The organism is Aeromicrobium senzhongii (genome assembly GCF_014334735.1).
GTDB lineage: Bacteria > Actinomycetota > Actinomycetes > Propionibacteriales > Nocardioidaceae > Aeromicrobium > Aeromicrobium senzhongii.
Window position 1 is genome coordinate 700858 of sequence record NZ_CP060587.1, and the last position, 16382, is coordinate 717239.

Sequence of the window (16382 nt, forward strand, 5' to 3'; positions counted from 1 at the left end):
GAACGAGGCAGACACCAAACTGCGCCTGATGCACGTGCACGCCCATCCTGACGACGAGTCGAGCAAGGGTGCGGCGTCCACCGCCAAGTACGTGGCCGAGGGGGTCGACGTGCACGTCGTCACCTGCACCGGCGGCGAACGGGGGTCGATCCTGAACCCCGCCTTCGAGCACCCGGGGATCCTCGAGAACCCCGAGCTCATCGCCGAGATCCGTCGCGAGGAGATGGACAAGGCCCGCGAGATCCTGGGCGTCACCCAGGACTGGCTGGGCTTCGTCGACTCGGGCTGGCCGGAGGGCAACCCCAAGCCACCGCTGCCCGAGGGCTGCTTCGCCCTCGTGCCGATCGAGGAGGCCGCCGCGCCCCTCGTCCGGCTGATCCGCTCCTTCCGCCCGCACGTCCTGACGACGTACGACGAGAACGGCGGCTACCCGCACCCCGATCACGTCAAGTGCCACGAGGTCAGCGTGTACGCGTTCGAGGCCGCCGCCGATCCCGAGCGCTACCCCGAGCTGGGCGAGCCGTGGCAGGTCAAGAAGCTCTACTACCACCACGGCTGGTCGCGGGCGCGCATCGAGGCGATCAACGCGGCGATGGAGCGGCACGGCCTCGAGTCGCCCTACAAGGACTGGCTCGAGACCCGCGAGATCGACCCCGAGCACGAGAAGCGCATGACCACCCGCGTGCCGTGCGCCGACTACTTCGAGGTCCGCGACCGCGCCCTGATCGCGCACGCGACCCAGATCGACCCCAACGGGTTCTGGTTCGCCGTGCCGCCCCAGGTCCAGGCCGAGGCGTGGCCCACCGAGGACTGGGAGCTGGTGAAGACCTTCGTCGACACCGAGCTGCCCGAGGACGACCTCTTCGCCGGTCTGCGCTGAGTCCGGCGGGGCTCAGCCCCGCCGGGCCCTCACCGAGCGCGCCCAGCCGCGCACCGGCGAGACCACCTGGTCGATCCGGCCGTGGGCCAGGGCCGCCCGCGCGGCGTTCATGCCCGGCGCGCCGTGCACGCCTCCGCCGGGATGAGCCGACGCCGACCCCAGGAAGAGCCCGGGGATCGGGGTCTCGGCGCGTCCCAGCCCGGGGATCGGGCGGAAGAACAGCTGCTGGTCGATCGCGGCGGTGCCGCCGTTGATGGCGCCACCGACGAGGTTGGCGTTCCGGGCCTGCAGCTCATGCGGGCCCAGCACGCGGCGCGCCAGGATCCGCGAGCCGAAGCCCGGGGCGAGCCGCTCGATCCGGTCCTGCATGCGGTCCGCGAATCGCTCGGCGTCGTCGCGGTCCCACGTGCCCCGGATCGTGCCGTCGCCCGCATCGGCGACCGTCTGCTGCGGGACGTGCGTGTACGCCCACACCGACTCGGTCCCCGCGGGCGAGCGGGTCGGGTCGGTCGTGGTCATCTGACCGGCCAGCAGGAACGGCGTGGCGGGCACGTAGCCGTCGTGGACCTGCTGCAGGGCCTGGTTCATCTCATGGCGGGAGTCGGCGACGTGGAACGTCCCGGGCGCGTAGGGCGGCGGTGAGGCCCACGGGATCGGTCCGTCGAGCGCCCAGTCGACCTTCACGGTGCCGGGGTCGAGGCGGAAGTGCCGCATCCGCTCGTGCACCTTGGCCGGGACGTCCGCCGGGTCCAGCAGGGCCCTGTACAGCGCCGGGGCCACGACGTCGGCCACGACCGCGCGGCGTGCTGCGTAGGGAGTGCCGTCGGCCGTGCGGACCCCGCTCGCGCGCCCGCCCGACACGTCGATGTGCGCGACTCGGCTGGAGGTCTCGATTCGTCCACCGCGCGCCTGGAACCGTGCGGCCAAGGCCTCCGCGAACTTCCCGGCGCCGCCCTCGGGCACCGGGAACCCGACGGTCTGGCCCATCATCGTCATCATCAGGCCCATCAACCCGGAGCCGGGGGAGTCCAGCGGGATGTCGGCGTGCCCGGCATTGCCGGCCAGCAGGATCCCCGGTGCCGGTCCGCGAAACCGCGTGTCGGCGATGTCGACGACGGGGCTGAGCAGCATCTTGACGAGGTCGAGACCACCCGCCTTCGGCAGGTGGCGCAGGAGTGACAGCCCGCCGCGCACCGGCGGGAACGGCGTCAACAGCCCGGTGATGAGGGCGTCGCCGATCTCGTCCCACGTACGGCACAGTTCGAGCCAGGCCTCCCCGTCGCCCGCGTGCTGGCGATCCATCAACGTGGCCGTGATCTCACGATCGCGGTGCTGCAGAGCCCACTGGCCGTCGGCGAACGGGTGGCCCAGGACGGCCGGTGCATGGCGCCACACCAGCCCGTACTGCTCGAGTCCGAGGCGCTGGATCGTGCGTGAGGCAGCGGCCAGGGGATAGAAGGTGCTGAAGGTGTCGTGCACGAAGCCGGGATGGACGTCGGTGTCGCTGCGCACCGCCCCGCCCACCGTGGGCTGCTCCTCCAGGACGAGGACCGACCACCCCGCGTCGACGAGGTGGTTCGCCGCCACGAGTCCGTTCGGTCCGGCGCCGATCACGATGGCGTCGAAAGTCGTCACGAGGGGGCCTCCTGCCAGGACGCGAGCGCGGCGCCCGGCGTCCTCTCCACCGTACGGCTGCCGGCGGCCTGCGGTCGCCGGAGTTGCGGCGTGCAGACCGTGCGGGCCCGCGAGGTCACGCTCCGGAAGCCTCGCGCCGTTCGGCGAGGAAGGCGAGGCGGCGCAGGGTCTCGGTGTTGCGCCAGTGCAGCGTCGGCGACTGGACGACCTGCGGGATCATCGTGGCCGGTCCGCTGACGGCCTGCTCGACGATGGTCACGTTGGTCCCGGCGCCCTGCGGGGCGAGGGTGATCAGCACCTCGGCCGCCCCGGCCGGCCACGCCCGGGCGTGCAGCTTCAGCGACCGCCCGGGATCGGATTCGAGCACCAGGGTGTCGTCGTCGATCAGAGCCGGCCACACGCCCACCGAGTGGTGCAGCTTGGCGCCGACCTCGGGCCACGCGGCGTCGACGTCGCGCATGCGTGAGGCGCCCACGACCCACAGCGGGTACAGCCAGCCGTCGGCCAGGACGTCCCACACTCGCTCCGGGGTGGTCTCGATGAGGCGGGTGTTGGTGCTCATGGTCGCGAGGTACCCACGGGACGCGCCCTCACACACCGCCCGTCGTGTCAGGGGTTTCGGCCGATCGCCTAGTCTCGACAGGTAGGCAGTCGAACGACAGTGAGGATGGGGCCCATGTGCTCTCCGGTTCCGTGCAAGCAGTGCGGCAAGACGACGTGGCGCGGATGCGGTGAGCACGTCGACCAGGTCAAGGCGGCCGTCCCGGCCGACCAGTGGTGCGGCCACGAGCAGGACTAGGCTGTGTCCGTGACCATGCTGGATCTCGCGGTTCTCACCGCCCAGGAGATCGACCCCAAGGGCAACCAGTCGATCGGCTGGCTGCCGGGCCTGTACGTGCTCGGCCTGTGCATCATCGTCGGGCTGCTGCTGTGGTCGTTCGCCAAGATGGCCAAGAAGGCGCGTCAGCCCTGGGAGGGCGAGGACGAGACTCCTCGCAAGCCCGAGGACGACTCCACTTCCTGATCACCCCGTGACGGACCTGCGCACCCCGCGGTTGAGACTGCGGCACTGGAGCCAGGTCGATCGCGAGCCGTTCGCCGCGCTCAACGCGGATTCGCGGGTCATGGAGCACTTCCCGGCACCGCTCGACGCTTCCGAGAGCGACGCTCTCGCCGACCGGATCTCCTCCCGTCTCGATGAGCACGGCTGGGGCCTGTGGGCCGTCGAGACCCCGGACGGCCGGTTCGCCGGCTTCACCGGGCTCAACCCCGTGCCCCGGGCGATCGCCGAGCTCGTGCGTGGCGAGCCGACCATCGAGGTCGGCTGGCGACTGGCCCGCTGGGCCTGGGGCCACGGCTACGCCACCGAGGCCGCGACCGCCGCCTTGCGTCACGGGTTCGACGTCCTCGAGCTCGAAGAGATCGTCTCGTTCACCGCCGCCGGGAACGCCCGGTCGCGCGCCGTGATGGAGCGCTTGGGGATGACGCGTGACCCTGCGGACGACTTCGACCACCCCGCCCTGGCGCCGGACAGCCCGCTGCGCCGGCACGTCCTCTACCGCCTGTCACGCGGGGGAGTGCGGTCCTGAGGTCCGAGCCGCGGGGATGGCTCGACTATGGTCTTCGAGTGCCTTCCGACCTCGCATCCGGTGGTCGGGATCGACGTTCCCTGCGTGACCGATCCGGCCTTGCGATCGTCGGCTTCGCCGTTCTCGCGGTGTTGTTGCAGCTTCCCTTCATCGGGGCTCCTCCCGGACGCGACGAGGCGGGCTACCTCATGGTCGGCGCGGGCTGGGGCCACGGCGACGAGCTCTACGGCAGGTACTGGGTCGACCGCCCGCCCGTGCTGGTGTGGATCTTCGAGGCCGCCGGCGACCTGACGACGCTGCGACTGATCGGCTGCACTGCCGCCGCGGCCGTCGTGGTGCTGGTGGGCCTCGCCGCCCGCGTCGCAGCCGGCCCTCGAGCGGGTGTCTGGGCCGCCGGCGCGGCCGCACTCCTCGCCTCGCAGCCGTGGCTGGGGACCGCGCGCGTCAACGGCGAGATCCTCGCCGCCCCGTTCTCCGCTGCCGCGCTGCTCGCGACCGTCCTCATCGTCCGGCGGGGCGCGGGCTGGAAGGCTGCCGTCGTCGCCGGATCCGCGGCCACCCTCGCGGTCCTGGTCAAGCAGTCCACCGTGGACGCGGCGGTCTTCGTGGTCGTGGCGCTCGTCATGATCGCGTGGCGCGGGCGCCGGTCCCGGAGTCAGCTGCTGGCGCTCGCCGCCGGGGTCGTCGGGGGAGTGGCGGTGACGCTGACGGCCGCCGTGGCGCTCGCGGCCGCCCGGGGTGCGGGTCCGGTCGAGTTGTTCGATGCCGTCGTGACCTTCCGGCTCGAGGCCGGTGCGACGATCCGCGCGTCCGCCTCGGGTGCCACGACTGAGCGCCTTCTCGCCATGGTCTCGACCTGGCTTGTCAGCGGGCTGGCCATGTTGACGGCCGCCGTCCTGGTCCTGGCGGCCCGCCGCCGCGACCCTGTCGTCTGGGCGACGAGCGCCGCGCTGCTCGCAGCCACGGTGTTCGCCCTGATGGGCGGCAGTTACTGGGCGCACTACCTGATCGCGCTGATCCCGACCGGCGCGCTCGGTGCCGGCCTGGCCGCCGCTCAGGTACCCCGGCGCTGGGCTCGTACCGGTGCGGTCGTACTCGTGGCCGCGACGATCGTGTCCACCGGATACGCGCTGACCGACCCCGGCCGGGACGGCCGCGAGCAGCAGGCCGTGGGCCGCGCCATCGAGAAGGTCGCCGAGCCCGGCGACACCGGCGTCGTCACCTATGGGCAGCCGAACGTCCTGTTCAACGCGGGACTCGAGAGCCCTTACCCCTATCTGTGGAGTCTGCCCGTCCGCGCGCTGGACCCTGATCTGGACCAGTTGAGCGACGTGCTGGAGGGCCCGGACGCGCCCACGTGGATCGTCGACTGGAGTGGCTTCGACGACTGGGGCGTGGACGCGCAGCGGCTGATCGACGTCGTGCAGGAGCGATACCGTGTGATCGCGCAGGTGTGCGGCCGCGATGTCTGGCTCGACCGCCGCGTCGACCGGCCGGTCCCGCACGGAGGAGGTTGCCGGTGACCACCGAGGAGTCCACCGAGGCGACCGAGCCCCGCTCGAAGGCGGTGCGCTGGCGCCCGCTCGCCATCGCGGTCTATGCGGCGGCCCTCGTGGCGTGGATCGTGGTCATCGGCGTGCCGACCGACCCGTTCCAGATGTTCGCGTGGATGTGGCTGGCCGTCATCGCGTGGCGGTGGGGCGTGCCCGCCCGGGCCCACCTCGACTTCGTCAAGGACTGGTGGCCGGCGTTCGCCGTGCTCGTGGTCTATCTCTACAGTCGCGGGCTGAGCGACGAGCTGATCGGCACCGTGCACTGGACGATGCCGATCCACGTGGACCGCTGGCTGACGGGCGGCAACGACCTGCCCACGGCCTACCTGCAGGACGCCCTGTGTGGCGACCCGTGCGTCCGAGAGACCTCGCCGCGTTGGTACGACGTCCTCCTCACGACCGTCTACTACACGCATTTCGTGGTCGCCCTCACCCTGGCGCTCGTACTGTGGGTGCGGAACCGGGTCGACTGGGCGGCGTGGCTGAGCCGCTACCTGGTGATGAACGTGGCGGGCCTGATCGTCTACGTGCTGTACCCGATGGCGCCTCCGTGGCTGGCGTCGAAGGAGGGCTACATCGCCGAGAGCCTGCCCCGGCTGACCGGCCGGGGCTGGTCCGACATCGGCCTGGGCGGCTTCCACGTCATCCTGGCCGAGGTGGGCAATCCCGTCGCCGCCATGCCCTCGCTGCACGGCGGCATCGCGATGCTCGTGGCGCTGTGGACCATCCGCCGCCTCACCAGCCCGTGGCGCTGGACGGCGCTGATCTACCCGCTCGTCATGGCGTTCGCGCTGGTCTACTACGCGGAGCACTACGTCATCGACATCATCGCCGGGTGGGCCCTCGCCGGCCTGGTCATGTTCGGGGTCGGCTGGTGGGAGCGCCGACACCACGTGCCCATCTGACGGGAGAGGATCGACCGTGGGGACAAGGAATCTCGCGACCGAGTTCGGGACGCTGCGCGACCTGCTCGTCGGGGCGCGGCGCGCCGATGACAGCGGTCCCATCCTCACCATCGAGGACGTGATCGCCGTGTCCGTGTCGCCGAACCTCGTCGAGGGGCGGATCATCTACACCGACGAACGCGTGCCCGGTCGGCCGACGCGGTCGTCCGATTTCGACTACGAGGTGGAGCAACTCGCGGTCGACGGCCCCGAGGACGCGGCGGACCTGTTGCTGGTCAACCTCGAGGAAGAGGTGCTCGCCGTCGACTGACCGGGGCGTTCGCTCCGCAAGTGCTCGTTCGGCACCCCCGGTAGCGTGAACCAATGGCCAATCGACTCGCCCAGTCCCAGTCGCCGTACCTGCGTCAGCACGCGGACAACCCCGTCGACTGGTGGGAGTGGAGCCCGGAGGCGCTGGCCGAGGCTGAGCGCCGCGACCTGCCGATCCTGCTGAGCGTCGGATACGCGGCGTGCCACTGGTGCCACGTCATGGCGCACGAGTCGTTCGAGGACCCGGCAACGGCGGCCTACATGAACGAGCACTTCGTGAACATCAAGGTCGACCGCGAGGAACGCCCCGACATCGATGCCGTCTACATGCGGGCCACCCAGGCGATGACGGGCCAGGGCGGGTGGCCGATGACGTGCGTCCTGACGCCGACGGGGGAGCCGTTCTTCGCCGGCACGTACTTCCCGCCCGAGCCGCGGGGCGGGCACCCGGCCTTCAGTCAGATCCTGCAGGCGCTGGCCGATGCGTGGCAGAACCGGCGCGAGGAGGTCCTGTCGTCGGCGGGGCAGGTGCTGGACTTCCTCTCCACGGACGACGACTTCGGCGGCGAGCCGCTCACGTCCGAGGACCTCGACCGCGCGGCCGCCACGCTCGTGAAGCAGGGCGACCCCGAGGCCGGTGGTTTCGGTGACGCTCCGAAGTTCCCGCCGTCGATGGTGCTTGAGTTCCTGCTGCGCCAGCATGCGCGGACGGGGAACGAGGAAGTCTGGTCGATCGTCTGCCGCACCTTCGAGGCGATGGCGCGCGGGGGCATGTACGACCAGTTGAGCGGCGGCTTCGCGCGGTACAGCGTCGACCGCTTCTGGCGGGTGCCCCACTTCGAGAAGATGCTCTACGACAACGCGCTGTTGCTGCGCGCGTACCTGCACTGGGCCCGCGCGCTACGGGCGCACGAGGGCTCCGAGGAGCAGCTCGCCCTGGCCGAGCGCATCTGTCATGAGACCGCCGACTTCCTGCTGACCGAGCTGCGCACCGAGCAGGGTGGCTTCGCCTCGGCACTCGACGCCGACAGCGACGGTCACGAGGGCACGTACTACGTGTGGAACCCGCACCAGCTGATGAAGGCGCTGGGCACGAGCGACGCCGCGTGGGCGGTCCAGTTGCTCTCGGTCACCGGTGGAGGCACCTTCGAGCGCGGCTTCTCGACCCTGCAGCTGCTGCAGGACCCCGACGACCCCGAGCGCTGGGAGCGCGTGCGTGCCCGACTGCTCGAAGTACGGGCCGAGCGCACCCGCCCGGCCCGCGACGACAAGGTCGTGGCCGCGTGGAACGGCTACGCCGTCACCGCGTTGGCCGAGTGCGGCATCCTGCTGGACCGGCCCGATCTCGTCGACGCGGCCGCCGAGGCAGCGACGCTGCTGTGGGACCTGCACGTCGAGCCAGGGTTCGTCCGCACGTCCCTGGGCGGCGTCCGCTCCGAGCATGCGGCGGTGCTGGAGGACCATGGCGCGGTCATCGAGGCGTTCATCGCCGTGCTCGGCGCCACTGACGACCCCCGCTGGCTGGACCGCGCCCGGCACGTGGCCGACCGCGCGCTGGTGCACTTCCGCGCCGAGGACGGCGGTTGGTACGACACGGCCGACGACACCGAGGCACTGGTCGTGCGACCGCGCGACGTGTCCGACAACGCCAACCCGTCAGGCTCGTCGGCCCTCGCGCACGGGCTGCTCGCCCTGGCCGCGGTCACCGGCGACCATGACGTGCGAGCCGCCGCGGTCGACTGTGTCGAGTGCGCCGCTGCGCTGGCCACCGGAGCTCCGCGGTTCGCGGGATGGACCCTCGCCGCCGCTGAGGCGCTGCACGACGGGCCCGCCGAGATCGCCGTCGTCGGCGAGGTCGCCGGTCCGATGCACCGGGCCGCGCTCGGCCTGACGGCGCCGGGCGCCGTCGTGGTCGCGACGCGCGAGGGCTCGCCCGTGCCGCTGTTCGAAGGACGGCAGGCGATCGGCGGGCACGCCACCGCCTACGTGTGCCGCGACTTCGTGTGCGCGCTGCCCGTCACCGATCCCGCGGACCTCGCCGCAGGGAACGAGGTCAGGACTGGTACACGAGGAAGCTGACGCCGATGTAGTGGACGATGAACGCCGCGATCGTCAGGGCGTGGAACACCTCGTGGTATCCGAACCACCTGGGGTTCGGGTCCGGCCACTGGAACGCGTAGACCAGGGCGCCCACGGTGTAGAAGATCCCGCCCAGCACGAGCATCGCGAACACGGTCGTGGACGCGGCCGCCATGAAGTCGGGCAGGTAGATCAGCGCCGCCCAGCCCAGGGCCAGGTAGAGGGGCACGTAGACCCAGCGCGGTGCCGACAGCCAGAAGACCTTGAACAGCACGCCGAGGATCGCGCCGCCCCACACCAGCGAGAGCAGCGTGATGGTCTGTCGCTCGTTGAGCAGCAGCAGCGAGAAGGGCGTGTAGGACCCGGCGATCATGATGAAGATGTTCGAGTGGTCCAGTCGCCGCAGGACCTGCTTGGCGCGCTCGCGCCACGGCACGGTGTGATAGACGGCGCTCACGCCGAACAGCAGCAGGGCGCTGAGCATGAAGACCGCCGCGCCGGCGCGAGCGGCGAGGCTGTCGGCGAAGACGAGCATGATCAGGAAGGAGATCAGCGCCAGCGGTGCAGTCGCCGCGTGCAGCCATCCGCGAAGGCGAGGCTTCATCTCCTCGACGGTGTCGCGAATGCGATCCCCCACCTCGTCGACGGTGGTGTCGGGCTTCGGGGACGGCATGTGCCCATGGTAGTCCTCACGCCGTCGGGAGCCACCCGGACGAGTGCGTGACAGTCGTCCCATCGCGCGGGGCCGCCGCGTACTCTGGACGCCATGCCGGTCAGCGATCTCCTCTACGGCGTGTACGAGCGTCGCCTCGCCAAGGGACTCGACCCCGAGCACCTCCCGCGCCACGTCGGCGCGATCGTCGACGGAAACCGTCGCTGGGCCCGCGGTGCGGGCGCCGGCGTCGACCACGGTTACCAGGCCGGCGCGGACAAGATCGCCGAGTTCCTCGCCTGGTGCGACGAGCTCGGCGTCGAGATCGTCACCCTGTGGCTGCTGTCGACCGACAACCTGCGCCGTCCCGCCGACGAGCTGGCCGCGCTGCTCGTCGTCATCGAGCGCCTCGTCGAGGACCTCGCCACCGGGGGCTACCGCATCCGCCTCATCGGCAACCTCGACATGCTCCCGGCCGAGAGCGCGGCGCGGATGAAGCGCGCCGCCGACCTCACCGTGGGCGCCGAGTCGAGCCTCTCGGTCAACATCTGCGTGGGCTACGGAGGTCGCCAGGAGCTGACCGACGCGATGCGCTCCCTGCTCATGGAGCAGGCGGGGTCCGGACGGAGCCTGGAGGACGTCGCGTCGACGCTCGAGGTCGACGACATCGCCGAGCACCTGTACACGAAGGGCCAGCCGGACCCCGACCTCGTGATCCGCACGTCGGGCGAGCAGCGACTGAGCGGCTTCCTGCTCTGGCAGAGCGTGCACTCGGAGTTCTACTTCTGCGACGCGCTGTGGCCCGCGTTCCGGCGCGTCGACTTCCTGCGCGCCATGCGCTCCTACGCCGAGCGCGAGCGCCGCTTCGGCGCCTGATCGACCCCTCCGACCGTTCGCACAATCGTGGCGACACGCGGCGCGGCGTCCGATTCACCGCCTGCTCCGGTCGTACTTTCGGGGTGTGCCCTTGCTCCATCACGAGCTCTCAGGTGACCGAGAGGCTCAGCCCCACTTCCACTAGTGAGAGCTGGGCGCCGGGCGCGCGCGTGGCTCTCGAGGAGACAGCCGTGGCTGCTACGAAGAGCAACACCCCGCCCCGCCGCACCTACGTCCTCGACACGAGCGTCCTGCTGGCCGATCCGGCCGCGATGCAGCGCTTCGGCGAGCACGAGGTCGTCCTGCCGGTGGTCGTCATCACGGAGCTGGAGGCCAAGCGCCACCATCCCGAGCTCGGGTACTTCGCCCGCAACGCGCTGCGCTTCCTCGACGACCTGCGGGTCCAGCACGGCACGATCGACGTCCCCATGCCGATCGGGGTCGAAGGCGGCAGTCTGCGGGTCGAGCTGAACCACACCGACCCGTCCTCGCTGCCCTCGGGCTTCCGTCAGGGCGACAGCGACACCCGGATCCTCTCGGTGGCCCGCAACCTCGCGAACGAGGGGAACGACGTCGTGCTGGTCTCGAAGGACCTGCCGATGCGCATCAAGGCGTCGGCGGTGGGACTGACCGCCGAGGAGTACCGGGCCGAGTGGGCCCTCGAGACCGGTTGGACGGGCATGACCGAGCTGGACGTCGACAGCGCCGATCTGGACGACCTGTACGAGCAGGGCACCGTCGAGCTGGAGCCCGCCCGCGAGCTGCCCTGCCACACCGGCCTGGTGCTGCTCTCCGACAAGGGCAGCGCTCTGGGCCGGGTGACGGCCGACAAGCAGGTCCGTCTGGTCCGCGGCGATCGCGAGGCGTTCGGCATCCACGGGCGCTCCGCCGAGCAGCGGGTGGCACTGGACCTGCTGCTCGACCCCGAGATCGGCATCGTCTCCCTCGGTGGTCGCGCCGGCACCGGCAAGTCCGCGCTGGCGATCTGCGCCGGCCTCGAGGCCGTCATGGAGCGCCGCCAGCACCAGAAGGTCATCGTGTTCCGCCCGATGTACGCCGTCGGCGGGCAGGAGTTGGGCTACCTGCCCGGCAGCGAGTCCGAGAAGATGGGCCCCTGGGGTCAGGCCGTGTTCGACACGCTCGGCGCCGTCGCCTCACCGCACGTCGTGGAGGAGATCGTCGACCGCCAGATGCTCGAGGTGCTGCCGCTGACGCACATCCGCGGCCGGTCGTTGCACGACGCGTTCGTCATCGTCGACGAGGCGCAGTCGCTCGAGCGCAACGTGCTGCTGACGGTGCTCTCGCGCATCGGGGCCAACTCCAAGGTCGTCCTGACGCACGACGTCGCGCAGCGCGACAACCTGCGGGTGGGCCGCTACGACGGCATCGTCGCCGTCGTCGAGAAGCTCAAGGGCCACCCGCTGTTCTCGCACGTCACCCTGACCCGGTCCGAGCGCTCGCCCGTGGCGGCGCTCGTGACCGAGATGCTGGAGGACGTGACCCTCTAGGGCGTCAGTTGATCTCCCGGGCGGCGAGCGCGCGGCGGAGGTCGTCACGGCCCTCCAGCACGTAGCGCTTCGCCGCGGCGGGCGCTTGGGTGCCGGCGAGCCAGGCGTCGACCTTCGCGAGCGTCTCCGCCGTCGGGTTGGGCAGCGGGAACAGGCTGATCAGCGCGACCTGGCCGATCCACACGCCCATCTCGTCGATGACCGTCTCGGCCATCTCGAGGTACTTGTCGACGTACGGTGCGAGCACCTCGGCCTGGCCGGAGACCTGGAAGCCCGAGGCGATCTGACGACGCGTCTCGTTGGGCGTGGAAGCGTCCTCGACGACGCGGCGCCACGCCTCGGCCTTGGCCTCGGCGGTGGGACGCAGGGCCTTGGCCCCGGCGGCGTGCTCCCGGCCCTGGCTGGTGTTGTCGCGCTCCAGTTCGGCGTCGATCTCGGCCTCGTCGGCGTCGCCGAGCTTCGCCAGGCCGCTGATCAGCGTCCAGCGCAGGTCGGCATCGAGCTCGAGGCCCGAGATCCACCCGTCGAGCAGGTCGCGCAGCAGCTTCGGCGACGTGGCCGCCGAGGCCAGCGCGCGGGCGAACGCCAGCTGGTGGTCGCTGCCGGGCTCGGCGTTGACCAGCAGGTCGGCCACGCCGGCCTCCCAGCGCGCGGCGAGCTCGGGACGGTTCTCGTCGGAGGTGAACTGGGTGACAGCCGTCTTTCCCTGGCGCAGCAGCGAGGACACCGCGGTCAGGTCCGTCTCGGTGCCCACGCCGGCCAGGACGAGGTCGACGAAGTCGGCCGACGGCAGCTCGGCATCACGCGTCATGTCCCACGCCGAGCCCCAGCACAGGGCGCGGGGCAGCGACTCGGCGAACGAGCCGATGCTGCTGAGCAGGGTCTCGAACGAGACCGCGTCGAGGCGGATCTTGGCGTAGGTGAGGTCGTCGTCGTTGAGCAGGATCAGGTCGGGGCGGGCCTTGCCGACCAACTCGGGGATCTCGGTGCGCTGGCCACGGACGTCGGTCTCGATCCGGTCGGTGCGCACGAGCCGGTCGCCCTCGCGGCTGTACAGGCCGATCGCGATGCGGTGACGGCGCAGCGTCGGGTACTCCTCGCTCGCGGTCTGCTCGACCTCGAAGCGGGTGAACGTGCCGGCATCGTCGACGTCGAAGTCGGCACGCAGCGTGTTGACGCCCGAGGTCTGGAGCCACTCCGCGGCCCAGCTGTCGAGCTCGCGGCCGGAGGCCTCGGAGAGCTCGGCCAGCAGGTCCTTCAGCTCGGTGTTGCCGTACGCGTACTTCGAGAAGTAGCTGCGCAGGCCGGCGAAGAAGTCCTCCTCGCCCACCCAGGCGACGAGCTGCTTCAGCGCCGAGGCGCCCTTGGCGTACGTGATGCCGTCGAAGTTCGCCTCGACCGCGTGCAGGTCGTAGTTGTCCGCGGCGATCGGGTGCGTCGTGGGCAACTGGTCCTGGCGGTAGGCGCAGTTCTTGCGGTTGTTGGTGAAGCCCGTCCACGCATCGGTGAACCGGGTGGCCTTGACCGACGAGTGGTGGGCCGCGAACTCCGCGAACGACTCGTTCAACCACAGGTCGTCCCACCACTTCATGGTCACGAGATCGCCGAACCACATGTGGGCCATCTCGTGCAGGATCGTGTTGGCGCGCTGCTCGTAGGCCGAGACGGTCTGGCGGCTGCGGAAGATCATCTCGTCGCGGAAGGTGACGCAGCCCGCGTTCTCCATCGCGCCCATGTTGTACTCCGGCACGAAGAGCTGGTCGTACTTGCCGAACGGATACCCCATCTGGAAGGCGCCCTCGAAGAACTCGAAGCCCTGCTTGGTGATGAGGATGATGTCGTCGGCATCCAGGTACGGCACGAGCGACTGGCGGCAGAACACGCCGAGCGGGATCTGGCCGTACTCACCGGCGTACGTGTCGCGGACCTCGTGGTAGTCGCCGGCGACGAGCGCGGTGATGTAGGTGCTCATGGTCTTGGTCGGCTCGAAGTGCCACACCGCCGCACCGCCGTCGAGCACGATCGGCTCGGGGGTGGGGGAGTTGGAGACGACCTTCCAGTGCGAGGGCGCCGTGACGTGGAACGTGAACTGTGCCTTCAGGTCAGGCTGCTCGAACGTCGCGAAGACACGGCGCGCATCGGGGACCTCGAACTGGGTGTAGAGGTACACCCGGTCGTCGGCGGGGTCGACGAAGCGGTGCAGGCCCTCGCCGGAGTGCGAGTACAGGCACGTGCCGGTGACGACCAGCTCGTTGCGGGCCTCGAGGCCGTCGATGGCGATGCGCTGGTCGGAGTAGGCCGAGAGGTCCAACTCGCGACCGTTGAGGGTGACGGACTCCAGCTCGGCGTCGACCAGGTCGACGAACGTCGACGAGCCGGGCTGCGCGGCGAAGGTCAACGTGGTGACCGAGCCGAACCGCTCCCCGTCGAGGGTCAGGTCCAGGGCGATGTCGTAGGCGGCGTCGGAGACGACGGCTGCGCGCTGGCGGGCTTCTTCGCGGGTCAGATTGGTGCCGGGCATGCTCTTACTCTTTCACCCGTCCACGACTGCCCACCACCCGACGCTTCGTTGGAGATGGGTCACACCGGCCCTCTCGGGTGGGGCTTCGCGCCACGTGGTCGGGCAGGATGTTCGCATGGACATCCCGTTCGCCGCCTCGGAGCGGTCGACGATCGGCGTGGAGTGGGAGCTCGCGCTGGTCGACCAGGACTCCGGGGACCTGCGCCAGGTCGCCCAGACGGTGCTCGAGGCGGTGGCGCCGGTCGGTGGCGGGGAGCACCCGCACATCAAGCAGGAGCTGCTGCTCAACACGGTCGAGGTCGTGACGGGGGTGTGCCGCACCGTCAAGGAGGTCACCCACGACCTCAGTCGCAGCATCGAGGCGCTCCGGCTGGTCACCGACCCGCTGCGGGTCGAGCTGATGTGTGCGGGCACCCACCCGTTCGCACGGTGGACCCAGCAGAAGGTCACCGACAAGGAGCGGTATGCGACCCTGATCGACCGCACCCAGTGGTGGGGCCGCCAGATGTTGATCTACGGCGTCCACGTCCACGTCGGCATCGAGGACCGCGACAAGGTGCTGCCGATCAGCCGGGCGATGCTCACGCACTACGGCCACTTCCTGGCGCTCAGCGCGTCCAGCCCGTTCTGGGGCGGACAGGACACCGGCTACGCCTCGAACCGCGCGCTGATGTTCCAGCAGCTGCCCACGGCGGGCCTGCCGTTCCAGTTCGACCACTGGCACGAGCTCGAGCACTACGTCGGCGACATGATGCACACCGGCGTCATCGACTCCTTCGACGAGATCCGTTGGGACATCCGGCCCTCGCCGAAGTTCGGCACCCTGGAGATGCGCATCTGCGACGGCGTCCCGACGCTCTCCGAGCTGGGCAGCATCGCGGCTCTGACCCACTGCCTGGTCGAGCACCACTCACGCGAGCTGGACGCGGGGCGCGAGCTGCCCTCGATCCCGTCGTGGTTCGTGCAGGAGAACAAGTGGCGGGCCGCCCGCTACGGCATGGACGCGATCCTCATCCTCGACCGCGAAGCCCGTGAGGAGCTCGTGACCGACGACCTGGAGCGGCTGCTGGTCCAGCTCGAGCCGGTCGCCGAGGACCTCGACTGCGCCGAGGAGCTGAACGGCGTCCGCGACATCATGGCCGCCGGGGGCGCGTCCTACCAGCGTCAGCGCGCGGTCGCCGCGCAGCAGGCCGGCGAGCTCGACGTGGTCGTCGCGGCCCTCGTCGAGGAAATGCGAGCAGGCCGCCCGGTGTTGGACCGGACATGACCTCCACCGAAACCGTCGACCTCTGGTTCGACCCGCTGTGCCCCTGGGCCTGGATGACCTCCCGCTGGATGCTCGAGGTCGAGCAGGTCCGGCCCGTCCACACCGTGTTCCACGTGATGAGCCTGTCCGTGCTCAACGAGGACAAGGACGTGCCCGACGAGTACCGCGAGGCGATCGAGCAGGGCTGGGGTCCCGTCCGCCTGGCCATCGCCGCCGAGCAGAAGTACGGCACCGAGGTGCTGCGCGACCTCTACACCGAGCTGGGCACGCGCCGCCACAACGAGGGCCGCGAGTTCGACCGCACCCTGTACGAGGAGGCGCTGGTCGCAGCCGGACTCCCCGTCGAACTGGCGGACGCCGCTGACGACACGTCGCTCGACGACGCCGTCCGGGCCTCCCACGTCGACGGCATCAGCCGTGTCGGCGAGGAGGTCGGCACCCCCGTGATCTCGATCGGCGACACCGCCTTCTTCGGTCCGGTGCTCTCGCCCGCCCCGAAGGGCGAGCAGGCCGGAACGGTGTTCGACGGTGCTCGCGCCCTGGCGTCCTACGACGGCTTCTTCGAGCTCAAGCGCACCCGGACCCGCGAGCCGATCTTCGACTGAGGG

At 70.6% G+C, this 16382-nt stretch carries 15 protein-coding genes and 1 pseudogene; 12 read left to right on the forward strand and 4 right to left on the reverse strand.

From position 1 onward, the window contains the following. Positions 1–28: 28 nt before the first annotated feature. Positions 29–880, forward strand: a complete 852-nt coding sequence (gene mca / locus H9L21_RS03490; RefSeq protein WP_154596300.1) for a mycothiol conjugate amidase Mca — start codon at positions 29–31, stop codon at positions 878–880. A gap of 12 nt (positions 881–892) precedes the next feature. On the opposite strand, the gene H9L21_RS03495 is transcribed toward mca, so the two are convergent. Together H9L21_RS03495 and H9L21_RS03500 are read right to left on the reverse strand one after the other, a co-directional pair. Continuing rightward, on the reverse strand, positions 893–2515 hold the full coding sequence (locus tag H9L21_RS03495) for a phytoene desaturase family protein (protein WP_187411761.1): 1623 nt from the start codon (positions 2513–2515) through the stop codon (positions 893–895). 115 nt (positions 2516–2630) lie between these two features. Beyond that, entirely contained in the window at positions 2631–3077 is a 447-nt protein-coding gene (locus H9L21_RS03500) for an SRPBCC family protein (RefSeq protein ID WP_154595669.1), read from the reverse strand. 114 nt (positions 3078–3191) lie between these two features. Between H9L21_RS03500 and H9L21_RS15435 the strand changes: the two are divergent. The 7 genes and pseudogenes from H9L21_RS15435 to H9L21_RS03530 all read left to right on the forward strand — a co-directional run. Further along, a pseudogene (locus tag H9L21_RS15435) lies at positions 3192–3296 on the forward strand (DUF8730 family Cys-rich protein); the annotation flags it as partial. Between the two features lie 27 nt (positions 3297–3323). Further along, entirely contained in the window at positions 3324–3539 is a 216-nt protein-coding gene (locus H9L21_RS03505) for a hypothetical protein (RefSeq protein ID WP_154595668.1), read from the forward strand. Between the two features lie 7 nt (positions 3540–3546). Further along, on the forward strand, positions 3547–4104 hold the full coding sequence (locus tag H9L21_RS03510) for a GNAT family N-acetyltransferase (protein ID WP_222865841.1): 558 nt from the start codon (positions 3547–3549) through the stop codon (positions 4102–4104). A gap of 38 nt (positions 4105–4142) precedes the next feature. Beyond that, positions 4143–5627: a hypothetical protein gene (locus tag H9L21_RS03515; protein WP_154595667.1), complete on the forward strand. Its 1485-nt coding sequence runs from the start codon at positions 4143–4145 to the stop codon at positions 5625–5627. Continuing rightward, positions 5624–6562 (forward strand): phosphatase PAP2 family protein, encoded by a 939-nt coding sequence (locus H9L21_RS03520; RefSeq protein WP_154595666.1) that lies wholly within the window; start codon positions 5624–5626, stop codon positions 6560–6562. Before H9L21_RS03515 ends, H9L21_RS03520 begins: the two co-directional genes overlap by 4 nt. A 16-nt stretch (positions 6563–6578) precedes the next feature. Further along, entirely contained in the window at positions 6579–6872 is a 294-nt protein-coding gene (locus H9L21_RS03525) for a hypothetical protein (RefSeq protein WP_154595665.1), read from the forward strand. Positions 6873–6925: 53 nt separating this feature from the next. After that, complete coding sequence (locus H9L21_RS03530; RefSeq protein ID WP_154595664.1) at positions 6926–8950, forward strand: thioredoxin domain-containing protein; 2025 nt, start codon at positions 6926–6928, stop codon at positions 8948–8950. On the opposite strand, the gene trhA is transcribed toward H9L21_RS03530, so the two are convergent. Beyond that, complete coding sequence (gene trhA, locus H9L21_RS03535) at positions 8925–9623, reverse strand: PAQR family membrane homeostasis protein TrhA (RefSeq protein WP_154595663.1); 699 nt, start codon at positions 9621–9623, stop codon at positions 8925–8927. The two genes, H9L21_RS03530 and trhA, sit on opposite strands and share 26 nt — an antisense overlap. Positions 9624–9716: 93 nt before the next feature. Between trhA and H9L21_RS03540 the strand changes: the two genes are divergently transcribed. Both H9L21_RS03540 and phoH2 read left to right on the forward strand, forming a co-directional pair. Beyond that, positions 9717–10478, forward strand: a complete 762-nt coding sequence (locus H9L21_RS03540; protein ID WP_154595662.1) for an isoprenyl transferase — start codon at positions 9717–9719, stop codon at positions 10476–10478. 191 nt (positions 10479–10669) lie between these two features. Continuing rightward, positions 10670–11986, forward strand: a complete 1317-nt coding sequence (gene phoH2 / locus H9L21_RS03545; RefSeq protein ID WP_255467276.1) for an RNA 5'-3' helicase PhoH2 — start codon at positions 10670–10672, stop codon at positions 11984–11986. 4 nt (positions 11987–11990) lie between these two features. Here the strand turns inward: phoH2 and pepN are convergent, their stop codons facing one another. Next, positions 11991–14507 carry an aminopeptidase N gene (gene pepN, locus H9L21_RS03550; protein ID WP_154595661.1) on the reverse strand — a complete coding sequence of 839 codons (2517 nt, stop codon included), beginning with the start codon at positions 14505–14507 and terminating at the stop codon, positions 11991–11993. A 115-nt stretch (positions 14508–14622) separates the two neighbouring features. Here pepN and H9L21_RS03555 point away from each other — a divergent pair, with 115 nt between their 5' ends. Then, entirely contained in the window at positions 14623–15774 is a 1152-nt protein-coding gene (locus H9L21_RS03555) for a glutamate--cysteine ligase (RefSeq protein ID WP_154595660.1), read from the forward strand. Continuing rightward, positions 15771–16379 carry a mycothiol-dependent nitroreductase Rv2466c family protein gene (locus H9L21_RS03560; protein ID WP_154595659.1) on the forward strand — a complete coding sequence of 203 codons (609 nt, stop codon included), beginning with the start codon at positions 15771–15773 and terminating at the stop codon, positions 16377–16379. Before H9L21_RS03555 ends, H9L21_RS03560 begins: the two co-directional genes overlap by 4 nt. Positions 16380–16382 lie beyond the last annotated feature (3 nt).

Bases quoted from the DNA above. Each gene is read 5' to 3' on its own strand.
- H9L21_RS03530 (WP_154595664.1), top strand. From the start codon at position 6,926: ATGGCCAATCGACTCGCCCAGTCCCAGTCGCCGTACCTGCGTCAGCAC.
- pepN (WP_154595661.1), bottom strand. From the start codon at position 14,507: ATGCCCGGCACCAATCTGACCCGCGAAGAAGCCCGCCAGCGCGCAGCC.
- mca (WP_154596300.1), top strand. From the start codon at position 29: ATGCACGTGCACGCCCATCCTGACGACGAGTCGAGCAAGGGTGCGGCG.
- H9L21_RS03500 (WP_154595669.1), bottom strand. From the start codon at position 3,077: ATGAGCACCAACACCCGCCTCATCGAGACCACCCCGGAGCGAGTGTGG.
- trhA (WP_154595663.1), bottom strand. From the start codon at position 9,623: ATGCCGTCCCCGAAGCCCGACACCACCGTCGACGAGGTGGGGGATCGC.
- H9L21_RS03540 (WP_154595662.1), top strand. From the start codon at position 9,717: ATGCCGGTCAGCGATCTCCTCTACGGCGTGTACGAGCGTCGCCTCGCC.
- H9L21_RS03560 (WP_154595659.1), top strand. From the start codon at position 15,771: ATGACCTCCACCGAAACCGTCGACCTCTGGTTCGACCCGCTGTGCCCC.
- H9L21_RS03555 (WP_154595660.1), top strand. From the start codon at position 14,623: ATGGACATCCCGTTCGCCGCCTCGGAGCGGTCGACGATCGGCGTGGAG.